The 16,773-nt window shown below is 43.5% G+C and carries 13 protein-coding genes; 12 read left to right on the top strand and 1 reads right to left on the bottom strand.

Going from position 1 to position 16,773, the window contains the following annotated elements; all coding sequences use genetic code 11:
* Positions 1-94 precede the first annotated feature (94 nt).
* Positions 95-3,232, top strand: a complete 3,138-nt coding sequence (locus tag FN960_RS01845; protein WP_143846665.1) for an efflux RND transporter permease subunit — start codon at positions 95-97, stop codon at positions 3,230-3,232.
* 80 nt (positions 3,233-3,312) lie between these two features.
* On the opposite strand, the gene FN960_RS01840 is transcribed toward FN960_RS01845, so the two are convergent.
* Positions 3,313-4,926, bottom strand: coding sequence for a PucR family transcriptional regulator (locus FN960_RS01840; RefSeq protein WP_143846664.1), 1,614 nt, complete (start codon positions 4,924-4,926; stop codon positions 3,313-3,315).
* 163 nt (positions 4,927-5,089) lie between these two features.
* Here FN960_RS01840 and uraD point away from each other — a divergent pair, with 163 nt between their 5' ends.
* The 11 genes from uraD (at position 5,090) to FN960_RS01785 (ending at position 16,379) form a co-directional block, all read left to right on the top strand.
* A complete protein-coding gene (gene uraD, locus FN960_RS01835) occupies positions 5,090-5,584 on the top strand; it encodes a 2-oxo-4-hydroxy-4-carboxy-5-ureidoimidazoline decarboxylase (protein ID WP_260681892.1) in 495 nt (164 codons plus the stop codon).
* Positions 5,585-5,685: 101 nt separating this feature from the next.
* Entirely contained in the window at positions 5,686-7,056 is a 1,371-nt protein-coding gene (gene allB / locus FN960_RS01830; protein WP_260681891.1) for an allantoinase AllB, read from the top strand.
* A gap of 39 nt (positions 7,057-7,095) precedes the next feature.
* Positions 7,096-8,073 (top strand): factor-independent urate hydroxylase, encoded by a 978-nt coding sequence (pucL, locus tag FN960_RS01825; protein ID WP_143846661.1) that lies wholly within the window; start codon positions 7,096-7,098, stop codon positions 8,071-8,073.
* Position 8,074: 1 nt separating this feature from the next.
* On the top strand, positions 8,075-8,431 hold the full coding sequence (uraH, locus tag FN960_RS01820) for a hydroxyisourate hydrolase (protein ID WP_143846660.1): 357 nt from the start codon (positions 8,075-8,077) through the stop codon (positions 8,429-8,431).
* A 30-nt stretch (positions 8,432-8,461) separates the two neighbouring features.
* Positions 8,462-9,487 (top strand): XdhC family protein, encoded by a 1,026-nt coding sequence (locus FN960_RS01815; protein WP_143846659.1) that lies wholly within the window; start codon positions 8,462-8,464, stop codon positions 9,485-9,487.
* Positions 9,484-10,101, top strand: a complete 618-nt coding sequence (locus FN960_RS01810; RefSeq protein WP_143846658.1) for a nucleotidyltransferase family protein — start codon at positions 9,484-9,486, stop codon at positions 10,099-10,101. Before FN960_RS01815 ends, FN960_RS01810 begins: the two co-directional genes overlap by 4 nt.
* Positions 10,082-10,954 carry an FAD binding domain-containing protein gene (locus tag FN960_RS01805; protein ID WP_143846657.1) on the top strand — a complete coding sequence of 291 codons (873 nt, stop codon included), beginning with the start codon at positions 10,082-10,084 and terminating at the stop codon, positions 10,952-10,954. Before FN960_RS01810 ends, FN960_RS01805 begins: the two co-directional genes overlap by 20 nt.
* A 20-nt stretch (positions 10,955-10,974) precedes the next feature.
* Positions 10,975-13,233, top strand: coding sequence for a xanthine dehydrogenase subunit D (gene pucD, locus FN960_RS01800; RefSeq protein WP_143846656.1), 2,259 nt, complete (start codon positions 10,975-10,977; stop codon positions 13,231-13,233).
* Entirely contained in the window at positions 13,220-13,732 is a 513-nt protein-coding gene (locus tag FN960_RS01795; protein ID WP_143846655.1) for a (2Fe-2S)-binding protein, read from the top strand. The genes pucD and FN960_RS01795 overlap by 14 nt, the downstream gene beginning before the upstream one ends.
* A 172-nt stretch (positions 13,733-13,904) precedes the next feature.
* Positions 13,905-15,146, top strand: coding sequence for an allantoate deiminase (allC, locus tag FN960_RS01790; RefSeq protein WP_143846654.1), 1,242 nt, complete (start codon positions 13,905-13,907; stop codon positions 15,144-15,146).
* Between the two features lie 15 nt (positions 15,147-15,161).
* Positions 15,162-16,379, top strand: a complete 1,218-nt coding sequence (locus tag FN960_RS01785; protein ID WP_143846653.1) for a pyridoxal-phosphate-dependent aminotransferase family protein — start codon at positions 15,162-15,164, stop codon at positions 16,377-16,379.
* The last annotated feature ends 394 nt before the right edge of the window (positions 16,380-16,773 follow it).

Below are 16,773 nucleotides of genomic sequence, written 5' to 3'. Positions count from 1 at the left end.
CGGTCAAATAATATAAGAGAATATTGACTGTATGGTCATATTGTATATGTGTTTTTGAAAATAAGTCAAGATTAAAGGATCTGAGGGGGTTCTAATGAAAAAGATCATTGAGTTTTCTTTAAAGAATAAGTTTGCTTTATGGCTACTCACAATCATGGTAGTGGCAGCTGGACTTTATTCTGGATTGAATATGAAAATGGAAACAATACCTAATATTAATACACCTATCATTACGATTACAACTACTTATCCTGGTGCTACACCAGAAGAAGTATTAGATAAGGTGACAGAGCCAATCGAACAGAAGGTTGAAGGCCTAAATGGTGTGGCCAATGTAACTTCGAGTTCTTTCCAAAATGCATCATCCATACAAATTGAATATCGATTTAGCAAGGATATGGATGAAGCGTTAACTGAAGTGAAAGATGTGTTAGATGGAGAATCATTTCCGGAAGGCGTGTCAGATCCAAGCATCTCTCGACTCAGTCTATCCGCTTTTCCAGTTTTAACATTAAGTGCATCGAGTGAAGAATCATTAACAGATTTAACGGATTTGGTTGAAAATGAAGTAGCTCCTGCTCTAGAAGGGCTGGATGGCGTTTCTTCTGTTAGTCTAAGTGGGCAAACGGTAAAGGAAGTTCAACTTCAATTTAATGAAGAGGAGCTAGCTGAGAACGGTTTAGATGAAGAGACAGTGCTTCAAATCATTCAGGGATCTGATATAAGGTTTCCGCTTGGTTTATACACATTTGGAGACAAAGAGCAGTCAGTTGTTATAGATGGAGATGTTCACACAGTTGAGGATTTAGAAGCGATTTTGATTCCTGTAAGTTTGGGTGGCAGCCCTGAGGTAATGCCGGGGGCTGAGGAGATGGTTCCTGGTGGAGAGATCGATCCAGAAACACCAGTAGGATCTGAGCTACCGGCAAGCTTCGATATTCCCACGGTTACGCTTGGGGAACTTGCGAATATTGAAGTTGTAAATGAATCTCAATCGATTTCAAGAACAAATGGCAAGGACGCAATTGGTATCCAAATTGTAAGTAATGCGGATGCAAATACAGTGGATGTTGTGGACCGAGCAATGGAGACTGCCAGTGAGCTTGAGGAGAAGCATTCTGGACTAGAGATTGTATCGACGCTCGATTTGGGTGAACCAATTAAAGAATCGGTTGAAACCATGATTAGTAAAGCGTTGTTTGGCGCTTTGTTCGCGATGATCATTATTCTTTTGTTTTTACGTAATTTCAAAACAACGCTGATTTCGGTTATTTCTATTCCGTTATCCTTGTTAATTGCGATCTTACTATTAAATCAAATGGATATTACCCTAAATGTGATGACATTAGGTGCTATGACCGTTGCAATTGGTCGAGTGATAGATGACTCTATTGTGGTCATCGAGAATATATTTAGACGAATGGGCATGGCTAGTGAACCTTTAAAAGGAAAAGCATTAATTGTTGATGCCACAAAAGAAATGTTTATGCCGATCCTTTCATCAACAATTGTGACCATTTCCGTATTTTTGCCTTTAGGGTTAGTGGAAGGAATGGTTGGTGAACTATTTCTGCCGTTTGCTTTAACCGTTGTATTTGCTCTTTTGGCCTCGCTTTTAGTTGCGATTACGATTGTGCCGATGATGGCTCATTCAATGTTTAAAAAAGGGTTAAGTCAGGCCAATCAATCGCATGCTGAGAAACCAAGCAAATTAGCGAATGCATATAAACGTATTTTAAATTGGTCTTTAGATCATAAGTGGATCACGTCCCTCGTGGCCATTGCGTTATTAGTTGGCAGTTTGTTTTTAGTTCCAGCGGTAGGTGTTAGCTTCCTTCCTGCTGACGAAGAAAAAGCAATGTATGTAACATTTAATCCAGAACCAGGTCAGACAACTGATGAAGTTGAAGAGCTTGCGGGTCAGGCAGAAACCTTGCTTGAAGAACGAGAGGGCATTGAGTTAATACAGTTATCTATTGGTGGAGAAAACCCGTTAAGTATGGGGCCGTCAAACTCTTCTATATTTTACATTCAATATGCAGATGACTTTGTAGGATTTGCTGCTGAAAAAGACGAGGTTATGGATCAATTAACGGCTCTTTCTGACAAGGGTACGTGGGCAAATCAAGACTTTTCGGAAATGTCAGGGGCATCGAGTGAACTATCCGTTCAAGTTAGTGGTCCATCACTTGAAGTCATTCAGCCAGTGGTCACGGAAGTAGAACAGCTACTTGCCGCTCAAGAGGATTTATCAGATGTAGAGACGAGTTTATCTGAGCAGTACGAAGAATACAATCTCGTTGCAGATGCTGAAGAGCTTAGCAGAAACGGTTTAACAGCAGCGCAGGTTGGGATGACGCTTTCTAACTATGGGCAACGAGAAGTGTTAACAACAATTAACGAAGAAGGCGCAGAGCTTGACGTTTTTGTTGAAAAAGAAGAAGAATCCTATGCATCCATTGAGGAACTGCTTGATCGTACGATTCTTACTGCATTAGGAGAAGAAGTAGAGATTCGTGATCTTGTAACAATTGAAGAAGGAACAACACCAGATACAATTACAAGACGTAATGGCGAGATCTACGCAGATGCTTCAGGAAACATCACTAGTAATGATGTCGGTGCAGTCTCATCAGCGGTTCAGGCAGAGCTGGATGAATTAGACCTGCCAAGTGGTGTTGACGTATCGATGGGTGGAGTGTCAGCAGATATCGAAGAGTCCTTCACGCAGCTAGGCCTTGCGATGCTAGCGGCGATAGCCATCGTGTACTTTGTGCTTGTGCTAACCTTTGGAGGAGGACTTGCACCTTTTGCCATCCTCTTCTCCCTTCCATTCACAGTGATTGGAGCCTTGGTCGCTCTATTAATTGCTGGTGAAACCATTAGTGTATCATCCATGATTGGTGCATTAATGCTCATTGGAATTGTTGTGACAAATGCTATTGTGTTAATTGACCGTGTTATTCATCAGGAAAACGAGGGACTTTCAACAAGAGAAGCCTTGCTTGAAGCAGGATCAACTCGTTTACGACCAATTTTAATGACCGCTCTTGCAACCATTGGAGCCCTATTACCACTCGCATTTGGGTTTGAAGGTGGCGGATTAATCTCTAAAGGACTAGGAGTTACGGTGATTGGAGGGTTAACAAGTTCAACCTTATTGACTCTGTTAATTGTGCCTTTAGTATATGAATTATTAATGAAGATGAAAAAGCGTGCAGTTAAGGAATAGGACCTGAGCGTAAAGCGAGAGCCGAGTGATGATGTCACTCGGCTCTTTTTATATCTAAATACGTACCCTAGCATCGTTTCTTATCCTTCTATGATCTGTCTTATTCTCATGGCTGTTCGAATTTGTAGGGTGAACTCGGGATCTTTTAGAGAGGTCCTTAGGAGTTCTTCGCATTTTTCGAGTCGGTACACCACAGTGTTTCGATGAACAAATAGCTGTTTCGCCGTCTCTGATATTTGACACTGACACTCCATATACATAAACAGCGTATGTAGGAGGGTTTTATCTTCATCAAGTTGATCGAGTTTGAGCTGCTTAAAGGTTTGGTCATAGTAAGAAGAAAGTTCTTTTTCAGGGATCAACCTTAATAAACCGCTAATATCGGTGGTTTGGTAAAAATAGATAGAGGAGGGCTGTCGCCACCCACTTGCTGGTTGAAAGGCTTTTTGCGCTTCCTGATACCCTTGATGTACGGCAAGAAAGGAAGGGCAAACATGGCTAACACCAAATGACAATGTAAGATGGTAAAAGCGAGATAACCTTAATTGAAGTAGCTCAAGAAAAGAAGCACAGAATGGTTGCACATCTTCCGTTAGATCATTGACTGCAATTAAAAGAATTAGTTGCCCTCCTTTCGTGAACAAGTAACATGGTACACCCAAGGACTGCAATTCATTTTCAAGGAAATCATAAATTTGATCCAATTCCTTGTGATGGCTTTGATAGTTCCAAAATTCATTCTGTGGATCCATTTCACCAACTGCACAGATATATTCCTGATCTACGGGCATATCGAATTCATTTGCTTTATTTGTCATTTCTTCATCACTTGTGTAGCTTTGGTCGAGAAAATTTGCAAAAAATTCATTTCGTATTCTTCGTGTTGTTTGTTTAATGGCCTCTTCCCTTAATCGTTCAAAGGAAAGCACATTGACCGCCTGTTCAATAATGAGACGGCTCACATGGTCTGACTCGGAAATCGCTCCTCTCACAAAGAGAAGATCGGGTTGATTGGTATGTTTATGAACAGGGTAAACGGTGTAGTCGGTTTGAGTTTGAACATCTGAAAAACAAACTTCCGTAGAGTGTGGCAATAATAAGTATCCGTATTGAGCAAGCTCGGTGATATAAGGTAGCTGGTCTAGCAGATCAGACTTACCTGCGATAGGCGAAATGTATGGATTGGTTAATATGACTTCACGATTCAATAGCTGAGTAAGATGCTTCATAAGTGCGACTAGACCATTCCCATTCATGATGTGGGAAGTGAATTGCCGGTGTGTATCAATGGCATGTCTTAGTTCACTCGTTCGTTTGTCTAAAATAATCGTTAACAATTGATTCATGGTATCACCAAGTGACCATTCTTCAGGTAGCTCAATAATAGGGAACTGCATTTGATCAGCTGTCTCCAATACGCATTGGGGCAGGGTATGCAAAAATCGTTCCGTTTTTATAAAAATAGCGGAACAGTGGAGGTTGGCCATCTCCTTGATTAACTCAGTAAATACCTCCGGCTGATCCTTTAAGTGATAACCGGTTGTCAGCAGAAGATCATTCGATTTGAGATAAGGAATGATGTCTGGCGCATCCATCATCGTCACATGATTGACCTCTTGATGCAGTCCTTTATGACCAGCCAATATTTTCAGCTGAGAAAATGGTTTTTGTGACAGTAAGGTAGTAAGCTTCATTTCTTCCCTCCGAGCCTTTGTACTCTATATCCTTCATGGTAGCATAGTGAACTCCTGACTGGAAGAATTGCCTGTTTTTTTTAAAGATTTAGTGATTATAACCAATGACCTTAGAGCTCGATGCTTATAAACTAATAGAAATCCAGAATGGAAAGGAATCGCTATGGTGACACTGACGGAATTAAATGGTGCGAGTGACGAAGCGTTTGTTCAAACGTTATCTAGTATTTATGAACACTCAAAGTGGGTAGCTGAGCTGGCGGTGGAGCATAGGCCGTACTCATCCGTTTCGGAGCTCCGAGCAAAAATGAAGGAAATCGTAGACCAGTCATCTGTTGAACAAAAGAAGAGGCTGCTTCTGGCGCATCCGAATCTAGGGGAGCGTATTCAAATGACGGATCTGTCTAAGCAAGAGCAACAAAATGCTGGGCTGACAGACTTAACATCTACAGAATATGACCAGTTTCTGCGCTTAAACCAAACGTACATGGATACCTTTGGATTTCCTTTTATCGTTGCAGTGAAAGGCATGGACAAAGCAGCCATCTATCAACAAATGCAATCGCGGGTGAAGAATTCGGCGGAGGAAGAATTTTCAACTGCTATTGAAGAGGTTCATAAAATTGCTCATATTCGACTGCAAGCGCTTTGTTCATAAAAAACAGTGTGAGATTTTCTTATCCTGGACAAATGTTCTAGCGGTGAGGATGCTACGATAAATATATTTCAATAGGTTAGATGTTTTTAGGGGGAAATAAGATGTATGACGTTATTATTCGTAATGGATCAGTGGTATTGGATACAGGTATCTTACATGCTGAGATAGGTATCCAGAATGGCTCTATTGCTGAGGTTGCACCATCTATTAGTCAAACTGCAGCAGAGGAAGTGGATGCGAGTGGCATGTATGTCTTTCCAGGTGCGATAGACGTTCACGTTCACCTAGATGAACCAGGGCGGACTCATTGGGAAGGCTTCAAAACCGGAGCGGAGATGCTTGCAGCTGGTGGAGTTACCACATTTGTAGATATGCCGTTAAATGGCATACCCTCAACAACAACAAAGGATGCTTTAGTTACAAAAGCACAGCTCGGTATGGAGAAATCTATCATTGATTTTGGGCTTTGGGCTGGACTTGTACCGGGCAACACTCATGAGCTTTCTGCTTTAGCAGAGGCAGGCTGCCTTGGTTTTAAGGCATTTCTTTCTCCCACTGGAAATAAGGAGTTTGAGTCAGTGAATGACGAAGAGCTCTTACTTGGTATGAGCCATATAGCAGGGCTTGGCAAAGTGCTTGCTTTGCATGCAGAGAGTGGTCCGATGACGACGTTTTTAACAAATCAGAAACGCCAACATCAACAAGTAACGGCTGATGATTATTTAGAATCAAGACCAATTGCCGCAGAGGTTGAAGCAGTGGAACGAGCACTACATTATGCTTCCATCACCGGCTGTCCCCTACACTTTGTGCATATTAGTAGCGTCGAGGCTGTTGCTGTAATTGAAGGAGCCAAACAAAAGGGGATGGATGTGACGCTTGAGACGTGTCCACATTATCTTCTATTCTCTCATCAGGACTTGCATGAAAAAGGGAATCTTGCAAAATGTGCCCCGCCATTGCGTCATATCTCAGATCATAAAAAGTTGAGGGCGGCAATGAAAATGGGTAGGGTTGATTTTTTAACATCTGATCATTCTCCGTGCGATCCGGAACTAAAGGATGAAGAGAACTATTCCTTATTTGAAGCATGGGGTGGAATTAACGGTGGTGGCTGCACCTTGCTCGCTGCCCTTCAGTTTGCTCTTGATGAAGAGATTGATCTTCATCACGTCGCGCAATGGACTGCTAAAAAGCCCGCGGAACGATTCGGTTTAGCTGATCGAAAAGGCGACATAGCAGAAGGCAAGGATGCTGATCTTGTGATGGTTTCTATGAATCAGCATGTGGTGACGCTTGATAATTATTACGCAAAACACCCTTTATCGCTGTATACGGGGAAACAGTTCTCAACAAGGGTTGAACAGGTTTTTTCATCAGGTCAGCGAGTATTTACTAGGCAAGATGGTCCCATTCATTCGAGAACGGGGCAGTGGCTGAAGAGTCTAGAGTTAGCCAAAAATGAAGTATAAATAACCTTCATTTCTACTAATCGGAAAAGAGGTGTATTGATGGGAGAGTCAGAAAGAGGATTGTCGTACGGAAAGGGAAACGTGTTGGCTTATCGAACCTATCTTAAGCCTTTGGCAGGCGTATTAACCATTCCGGAATCAGATTTTACAGGTAGATCAAACATATTGTTTGCTACTAATATTCAGGTGACAATTGGAGGCGGTGCATTTCTCTCGTCCTTTACAGAAGGAGATAACAGCCTGGTTGTAGCCACCGATTCCATGAAGAACTTTATTCAGCGTCATCTTGGCTTATATGATGGTGCGACACTTGAAGGCTTTTTGGATTTTACGGCAAGAGCATTTCTAGATCAATACCCACATATATCAACGGTGGAGTTAGCAGGCAATCTGTTAAGCTTTGAAAATACATCTGCTTTAACAGGGGATAAAGCCAGGGAAGAGAGCTCTCTTGTTTTTAAGCAGTCTCATAATGACCACTCCACCGCATTCGTAAAAATGGAGCGTTCTACACTTGGTTACACGTTGGTAAACCAGAAGAGTGGACTTAAAAACCTCGAATTAATAAAAGTTCAGGGCAATTCGTTTTCAGGCTTTATCCGAGACGAATATACGACCCTGCCAGAGGATTCCAATCGTCCCTTATTTGTTTATTTAACACTGGATTGGACATACGAGCATGAGCATGAGGCGCTTGGTGATAACCCGAAAGTCTATGTGGCATCTGAACAAGTCCGCGATCTGATAACGTCTGTTTTTCATCAAACAAAAACAAAATCAATTCAGCATCTTATTTACGTCTTAGGGTGTGAAATTCTCACGCGCTTTCCGTCATTACGAGACGTCTCATTTCAATCGCAAAATCATACATGGGATCTTATTGTAGAAGACATTCCAGATTCTGATGGAAAGGTCTTCACAGAGCCAAGACCACCGTATGGCTTTCAAACCTTTACGGTCAAAAGAGATGATATAATGGCTGAACCGCTTGAACAAATAGCTAAGGGGCAGTCTTAATATGACAGAAGTGACCACACATGTCTTAGATTTGTCACGCGGCTGTCCAGCTGAAGAGGTTGAGATTAATGTATATTATGTCCTATCTGAGTCGCATAAAGAACATCTGACGAGAATAAAAACGAATGGAGACGGGCGTGTGAATCAGCCGCTTGTGAATGTAGAACAATTTCGTGATGGAGAATACGAATTCCACTATTCCGTTGGTCCATATTTTCGCAAGAACCAGCTCATTTTTGAAAGACCACATTTTCTCGAAGTTGTTGTTACGAGGGTGTTTCTATCTGAAGACGTGAATCAATACCACATCCCGTTGCTCATATCTCCATGGGGGTATCAGGTTTATCGCGGAAGTTAAACCGCTATTAACAAAAAAGGAGTGGTTTGCTTGGACGATTTTTATACCATTTTAGATGTGTTGGAAAGGATAGACTATCCTGCAACTCTGGCAACTATCGTACAGGTAGATGGATCAGCCTACAAAAAAGAAGGGGCCTCCATGGTTATTCAGCATGATGGAGAGAGGTTCGGCATCTTAAGCGCTGGTTGTTTAGAGGAGGATCTTACTGCACGCGTACTCCAAGGGGAAACCGCTCGAAAGCTAACGTATGATATGAGCGAAGAGGGTGATTTCTCCTATGGAGCCGGAGCGGGCTGTAATGGCACGATTCACGTCTTGCTTGAGCGGCTGGACGAACAATATGTCCAAGATCTAAGGAAGGTAAAAGAATGCTTGGATCGTGGACAGTCTGTTTTAATCGTTAAGCAGATTACGAGTGTAGGTCATTTGTTTTTACTAGATTCTGGTGAAGTGTTAGCCTCTAAACCTTCAATCGCAACTAGCGACATTACAAAGCTAGCTCAATGTTTTCACGATCCTCTTATTTTGAAGGGGATCAATACATCTGACTTTATAGAGCCCATTTATGTCCAGCGTGTATTGCCTAAGCCGAGACTTATCGTATTTGGTGCAGGTGAAGACGCCAGGCCACTAGTCTCAATGGCGGCCAAGATTGGCTTTGAGGTTTGGGTATCAGATTGGCGCCCTGCCCTTTGCAATAACGAAAGATTCCCCAGTGCAAAAAAGCTTGTTCAAGGATTCCCTGCAGAATTAATCCAATTGTTATCCATTAACTCCACGGATTCTATCGTCGTCATGTCCCACCATTTTCACCATGATCAAACATTCATTCAACGACTCAAACAAAAGAATATTCGCTACCTTGGTATTTTAGGCTCTTCAAAACGTACAGCTCGTCTTTTTCATGGTATGGGGGTGCCCGACTTTGTTTGTTCTCCGGCGGGACTTTCAATTAACGCTCAGGGTGCAGAAGAGATAGCTGTTAGCATCATTGCCCAGTTAATTCAAATTCATCGTACAATTCCCCAAGCTAAGCAGGTGTTAGCTCAATGAAGGTTATTGGAATCATTCTTGCCGCGGGTCAAAGCAGGCGAATGGGCATGGATAAGCTTTCACTTCCAGTAGGAAAACGGACTATGGTCTCGACAGTCATTGATACAGCGGCCATGTCTAATTTAACAAGCATAAAGATTGTGACGGCTATGAATAATCGTTCACAAACATTTGCTGGTCATTCACTCATTCCTTGCAGGGATTCTATAAAAGGTCAATCTCATTCTCTTCGCTGTGGCGTTGAGGAAGCGGAAAGGCAAGGAGCTGATGCAATCGTTGTGTTACTAGCAGACCAGCCTTTTATTCAAACAAATACCATTAATGCCCTCCTCGAGATGTTTAAGAACAATGGCGAGTTGGATTTTGTGGCTTCTCGCTTTAAGGGGATTGCACAGCCACCGGTTTTATTTTCAAAAAAAGCTTTTACCGTAATCAAACAACTACGAGGCGATAAGGGTGCCGGAGTCCTTATCAAAGGACCGTACCGTCTTCCAAAGGGAATGTATATTGACTATAAGGATCCAAAGATTTTAGCGGATATTGACACAAAAGAAGTATATACGCGCTATTGCTTAGACGAGGGGAGGACCACTCATGCAGCAACTATTTACTAACCAAATCAAGGTGTGGACTCCTCAAAGTGTGGAAGAGGCATGGAGCTTAAAACAAACATACGGGGAAGATGCAGAATATGTGAGTGGTGGGACACTCATTCAGCTACGAAGAGAACAAACAGGATTCATGGCCAAGCATTTAATTAGTCTTGATTTTATAACAGGTTTTCAAGAAGTGGCTCATGAGAAGAAGAGCTCTCAACTAACGATTGGAGCAGGAGTAAGGCTACGTGCTGGTTCACTAAACCCTGACATTCAGTCCATGTTTCCGATCCTTCATCAGGCATTACGAACAGTTGGCGCTCGTGCGATCCAAAACCAGGCTAGCGTGGGAGGCAATATCGCTTACCGTAAAGGCGATATTATCCCCGCTCTATTAGCACTAGATGCTCAGCTGACTCTGTATCATGAAACGGGCTATCAACTGGTGCCTATTTCTGAATACATGTCTACCCCCTTAAATTCTCCTGTCCTTATTACAGCCATTCATCTGCCCGTACCAAATAAGACCGCAGGCGAAATGTATTTTTTTGAAAAGCTTGGACGCAGAGAAGCCTTTGTTCCCTCTACATTAACCGTGAGTATATACATCAAATGGAATGAGTTAGGTGAAATCGTATATGCAAGATTGGCCGTTGGAGGAGGAGACCACTCCCCCCAACGATTAACGAACTGTGAGAGTCTTTTGATGCAGCAAGCGGTAAAAAGCATTGTTGTAAAACAAATACACCGACTGATTAAAAACGAACTAGTCATTGAAGGCAATGACTTTACGTCGGGAGACTACCAATCGATGGTAGCAGCTAACCTTATAAGTGCGAGTTTATCTGATGCGGCACAGTCAATTGGCTGACCAAGAGGGGGAGTGGATAGATGAGCTTCGATACACAAGAAAAGCGGAATAGACGCCGGCCGGATGGAAAAGAAAAAGTGAGTGGTACACTCAACTATTTAACTGATTTGGATGTTCCGAACATGGTTTATGGAAAAATTCTACGAAGCCCTCATCCTTATGCAAAAATCATCAAACTCTCGACTGATAAGGCTGAACAGCTACCAGGTGTCCACGCAATCATCACCCATAAAGATGTGCCGGGATTGAATGGTTTTGGCATCATTATGCCTGATCAACCTGTATTCTGTCATGATGTCGTTCGCTATGTTGGCGACGCCGTGGCAGCAGTAGCAGCAGATTCAATAGAGCTTGCTGCCTACGCACTACAATGTATTGAGGTGGAATATGAGGTGTTGCCTGTGATCGATTCAATGGAAAAAGCTCTTGCTCCAGATGCACTTGCCCTTCATCCAGGCGGAAACATCTTGCACCAAGCTTCACACGAACGCGGAGAGGTCGAACAGTCCTTTCAACAGTGTGAGGTCATTGTAGAGGAAACCTACGAGCTACCACGTCAGGTGCATGGATATATGGAAACAGAGGGGGGCGTCGTAGTTCCGGAGTTAAACGGCACAATAACCGTGTATATCGGAACTCAGCATGGGTTTAAGGATCAATTCCAGCTTTCACGTATACTGAATCTGCCCCAGGAAAGCATTCGTATTGTTTCCTCCCCTATGGGTGGGTCGTTTGGGGGAAAGGATGAACTGAATGTCCAGCCTTATGCCGCATTACTTGCTTTGAAAACCAAAAGACCCGTTAAAATACACCAGACGAGGAGCGAGTCGATTCGCTCAAGCATCAAACGACACCCCATGACGATTACTATGAAGACGGGAGCAGATGCAGCTGGAAACATTTTGGCGCATGAAACCTCTATTCTTGCTGATACAGGAGCTTACTCCACGTTAGGTCCAGCTGTTCTGGATTTTTCTGTTGAGCATGCTTCGGGACCATATCGAATTCCTTCCGTCAGGACAAAAGGCATGTCTGTTCTCACCAATAACGGAGTAGCTGGAGAATTTAGAGGGTTTGGTGGGAATCAGGTTACGTTTGCATTAGAGGGTCAAATTGATCGATTAGCTGATGCGTTAGACATCAACCCAATTGAGATGCGGCGGAAGAATTTACGAAACCCATCAGACGTTGGACCAGTTGGACAGCGAATTGCTGAAACAAATGGTGCAGCCCTCGTGCTAGAAGAAATTTCAAATCTTCAAAATCAGCATTCAAAACCAGTCACCAATCATAAGCATGTTGTAACGGGGGTCGGCACGGCTATCACTATGCATGGAGGTGGTCTCGGTTATGGGAGACTGGATCCAGCTGGGGGGAGGTTGTCCTTACAGCGTAACGGTAAGATCGAAATGGCCTTTGGCTTTGAAGAAGCGGGACAAGGAATTCTTACCGTCATAGAAACGATTGTCCTGGAGGAGCTAGGCTGTGGAGTGGATGATTTGTCTATTGTTATAGGAGATACATCTCATGTCCCTGCGTCGGGTTCAACAACGGCTTCACGTGGTACAAGTATGGTTTGGCAGGCCTTACAGAACCTCAAGAATCCATTTAAACAAAAGCTGATTGAGAAGGCGGCAACCCTATCTGGTATTCACCAATCAGAGCTCCGTATGGGGGGTGGTGGTATTTTTCTTATCCACGAAAAGGGGGACCAACCTGTAGTGACTTATTTAGATTTAGCAGGCAGCATAGAACCAAAGCTAGAAGTTGAAACAAGCTTTGATTTTCCAACATCTCCTGACCCGATTGAAGGCGGGCATTTTTTGTATTCTTTTAGTGGCGTACTGGCTGAAGTCGAAATAAATATGTTAACCGGAAAAGTCAGGCTTACACAGCTTGATCAAGCCATTGCGGCAGGACCTGTCATCAACCAGAATGGATATATTGGTCAAATTGAAGGCGGAGGGGTGATGGCTGCTGGATATACATTGATGGAAGAAGCCATCATGAAACATGGTCACTATCTTACAACCGACTTTGACACCTACCTGATGCCAGGCGTAAGTGATGTTCCATTAGCGATGAAGACCATTCCTATTGAAACGTTACCTGATCAAGATTCATATGGTCCAAGAGGCGTAGGAGAAATAGGGACTGTAGGCGTGGCACCGGCTATTGCTAACGCTGTGTATGATGCCATTGGTGTAAGGGTTCATCAGCTTCCTATTTCTCCCGAGTGGGTGTTAAAGCAGCTCAAAGGAGGGAATGACCATGAGTAAGTCATCAGATGGCATACACAAGAATAGAGAGCAGACTGAGACTATACAAATAAGCTGTACAATCAACGATAAACACATGTTAATGAATTTGGCGCCCGCTACTCGTTTAGTGGATGTATTAAGAGAGGATCTCCAGTTAACGGGGACAAAGATATCATGTGGAATTGGCCGGTGTGGAGCCTGTACGGTGCTTATTAATGGTGAGCTAAGAGCCGCATGTTTAACGATGGCGTACCAAATGCAAGACACAGAAATTACAACAATTGAAGGGCTGAGCAAGGAGGATGAGCTTCATCCTGTACAGACAGTCTTTTTAGAGGAGGGTGGGTTCCAGTGTGGATACTGCACTCCAGGTATGGTGTTGGCAGTGGCGAGCTTGCTTAGGTCTGTTAAAAAGCCTTCAGATGAACAAATAAAAGAGGCTCTCTCGGGTAACCTTTGTCGATGCACAGGCTATGGCGGGATCATTCGTTCAATAGAGCATCTCAAAAGTACATGAGCAAACTGACTGATACAGAGGAGAGGACCTTGCATATGGTAAGGTCTCTTTTTTATGCTTTAGTAACTTTATATAAAAAATCACTATATATTTAGCAAAATCACCAATGTAACTAGCTGAGAAAAAAGATACGATGTTCACTATAGACGGTATGCTAAGGAGGTAGACGACCATAGCACAACATGATGCAATTCCTGATCAACCTTCAATAAGTCATTGGATAGAATGGTTAGCCACTTATGGGCAAACGGAAAACGGTGGTGTGACACGATTACTATATTCCGAATCCTGGCAACGAGCTCAGGAAGCGATGAAAGAGCTTATGCTTCAACACGGATGTCAAGTTAGGTTCGATGAAGTCGGGAACCTTTTTGGGCGATATCCAGGTAGAGAACAGCCTAAAGCAATTATACTTACAGGATCTCACATTGATACGGTGATAGATGGAGGGAAATACGACGGAGCCTATGGAATCTTAGCGAGTATGCTAGCAGCTCATTTGCTGTATCTAAAATATGGTCCCCCGAAAAAAACAATAGAAGTGGTATCATTGGCTGAAGAAGAAGGCAGTCGATTCCCCTTTACCTTCTGGGGATCAAAATGGGTCACGGGTCAAGTTGAGTTGGAAGAGGCAAAGGCCTTGTTGGATTCAAACGGGTTTTCCCTTGAGGAAGCGATGAAACAAGCGGGATTTGGCCAACCTACATTGGCTTTAAAGGAGAAAGAAAAAATTGAGGCGTTCTTAGAGGTGCATATTGAACAAGGTGTGATGTTAGAAAGAAAGCAAAAAGAGATCGGTATTGTCACGGATATTGTTGGTCAACGACGCTATACATTGCAATTTCAAGGAGAAAGCAATCACGCGGGCACCACACCAATGTCGATGCGAAAAGATGCACTCCGGCTAGCGGCGGCATTTATTACCCACGTCACAGAGGAAGCAGAGCGTTTGGACGAATCGTTAGTGGCTACCATTGGCAAGGTAGTTGTTTCTCCTAACACGCCTAATGTAATTGCAGGTGGGGTTGAATGTAGCCTTGATGTTCGCCATGCTAATGTTGCTTATTTAGATGCCTTTGAGAAGATCGTCTTTGATTATAGGGAAATAGCCAAAAAACAAAACATGCAAATGGATATCAACCGTTGGCTAAATATAAAGCCTGTGCATCTCAGTGATAAGCACGTACAGCTGACACGTCAGCAAGCGGAGGAAGCCGGTTTTTCCTACGATGTTATGGTAAGCGGTGCGGGTCATGACGCTCAGGTATTTGGAACATTCTGCCCAACAAGTTTGATTTTTGTTCCCAGCCATAAAGGCATAAGTCATTCACCCGAAGAATATACCCATTGGCAAGAGCTAGAGAAAGGCGTAGAAATATTAAAAAGACAGCTTTATACACTTGCTTATGAATAAGGAGGAGACGAGGAGATGTATCAGGATTTATCTACACCATTACGAACGATCCTAACTCCTGGGCCGGTTGAAGTAGATCCAAGAGTACTAAGAGTTATGTCGACCCCCATCGTTGGACAATTTGATCCAGCTTTTACTAGCATCATGAATGAAGTGATGGGCATGCTCCGTTCATTATTTAAAACGAAAAATCAGTGGGCCTTTCCTGTTGATGGGACCTCCCGTTCAGGAATCGAAGCGATGCTGTGCAGCGTAATCAAACCCGGTGATCGAGTGCTTGTCCCTGTCTATGGCCGCTTTGGAAATTTGCTCATTGAAATATGTGAGAGATATGGGGCCAAGGTGGACATTCTGGAGCAAGAGTGGGGGAAGGTTTTTGAACCGGCAGAGATCATTCAGGCCATCGATGATAAGCAACCTGATATCGTCGCACTTGTCCATGCCGAAACCTCTACTGGACGCATGCAGCCTCTAAAAGATATAGGAGAGGCCTGTCGCAAAAAAGACGTGTTATTTATTGTAGACGCCGTCGCTTCAATTGGTGGAGTAGATGTGCGAGTAGACGAATGGTGCATAGATGGATTAATCGCGGGAACACAAAAGTGTCTCTCCGTACCATCGGGCATGGCCCCGCTCACCTATAATGAAAGAATTGAAAAAAGAATAGCATTAAGGAAAAAAGTAGAACGTGGAATTGCAACAGAAGAAGAGCTTCAACAGACGAACTCACTTTATATTAAAAGCAATTATTTTGATCTAACCATGCTGCAGGATTACTGGGGACCAAGAAGATTAAACCATCACACAGAAGCCACATCCATGCTCTATGCCTTACGCGAGGGACTACGACTCGTTTTAGAGGAAGGACTCGACGAGCGCTTTGCTAGGCATCAATATCATGAAAAAGCACTAGTTGCTGGTCTAGAAGCCATGGGTTTAAGTTTATTTGGAGACCCCAATGTGAAGCTGCCAACCGTCACCTGTATCGCTGTTCCAGAGGGAATAGATGCAGACGCCGTAAGGAAAATGCTGCTAGACATGTTTGGCATTGAAATAGCAAGCTCATTTGGTCCCTTACACGGAAAGATCTGGAGAATTGGAACGATGGGCTATAGCTGTAGAAGGGAAAATGTACTTGCCGTTCTCGGCGCACTCGAAGCCGTTCTCGTCTACTTCGGAGCCCCCATACACAAAGGCGAAGCATTAAAAACAGCGATCAACTATTACGCATAACAAAACGAGGGTCCCTGCGAGGACCCTCGTTTTGTTATGTTTATGGAGTGAGCTTTTATTGAGAAAGAACCTCTGCACAGCAAGAAGAACGAGCGCAGTATGAAGAGCCAGACTACGGAACCAAGAAAGAAGCTCCGCATACCAAGAAGAACCAGCACCATACCAAGAGCCAGAGCTCAATACCAAGAAAGAAGCTCCGCATACCAAGAAGAACCAGCACCATACCAAGAGCCAGAGCTCAATACCAAGAAAGAAGCCCCGCACACCAAGAAGAACCAGCACGTTACCAAGAGCCAGAGCTCAATACCAAGAAAGAAGCCCCGCACACCAAGAAGAACGAGCGCCTTACCAAGAGCCAGAGCTTGTACCAAGAAAGAAGCCCCGCATACCAAGA

The sequence above is a fragment of the Alkalicoccobacillus porphyridii genome (assembly GCF_007293315.1).
Taxonomy (GTDB): Bacteria; Bacillota; Bacilli; order Bacillales; family Bacillaceae_D; genus Alkalicoccobacillus; species Alkalicoccobacillus porphyridii.
Note: the sequence above shows the minus strand (reverse complement) of the source record. Positions and strands in the feature narration are given on the sequence as shown.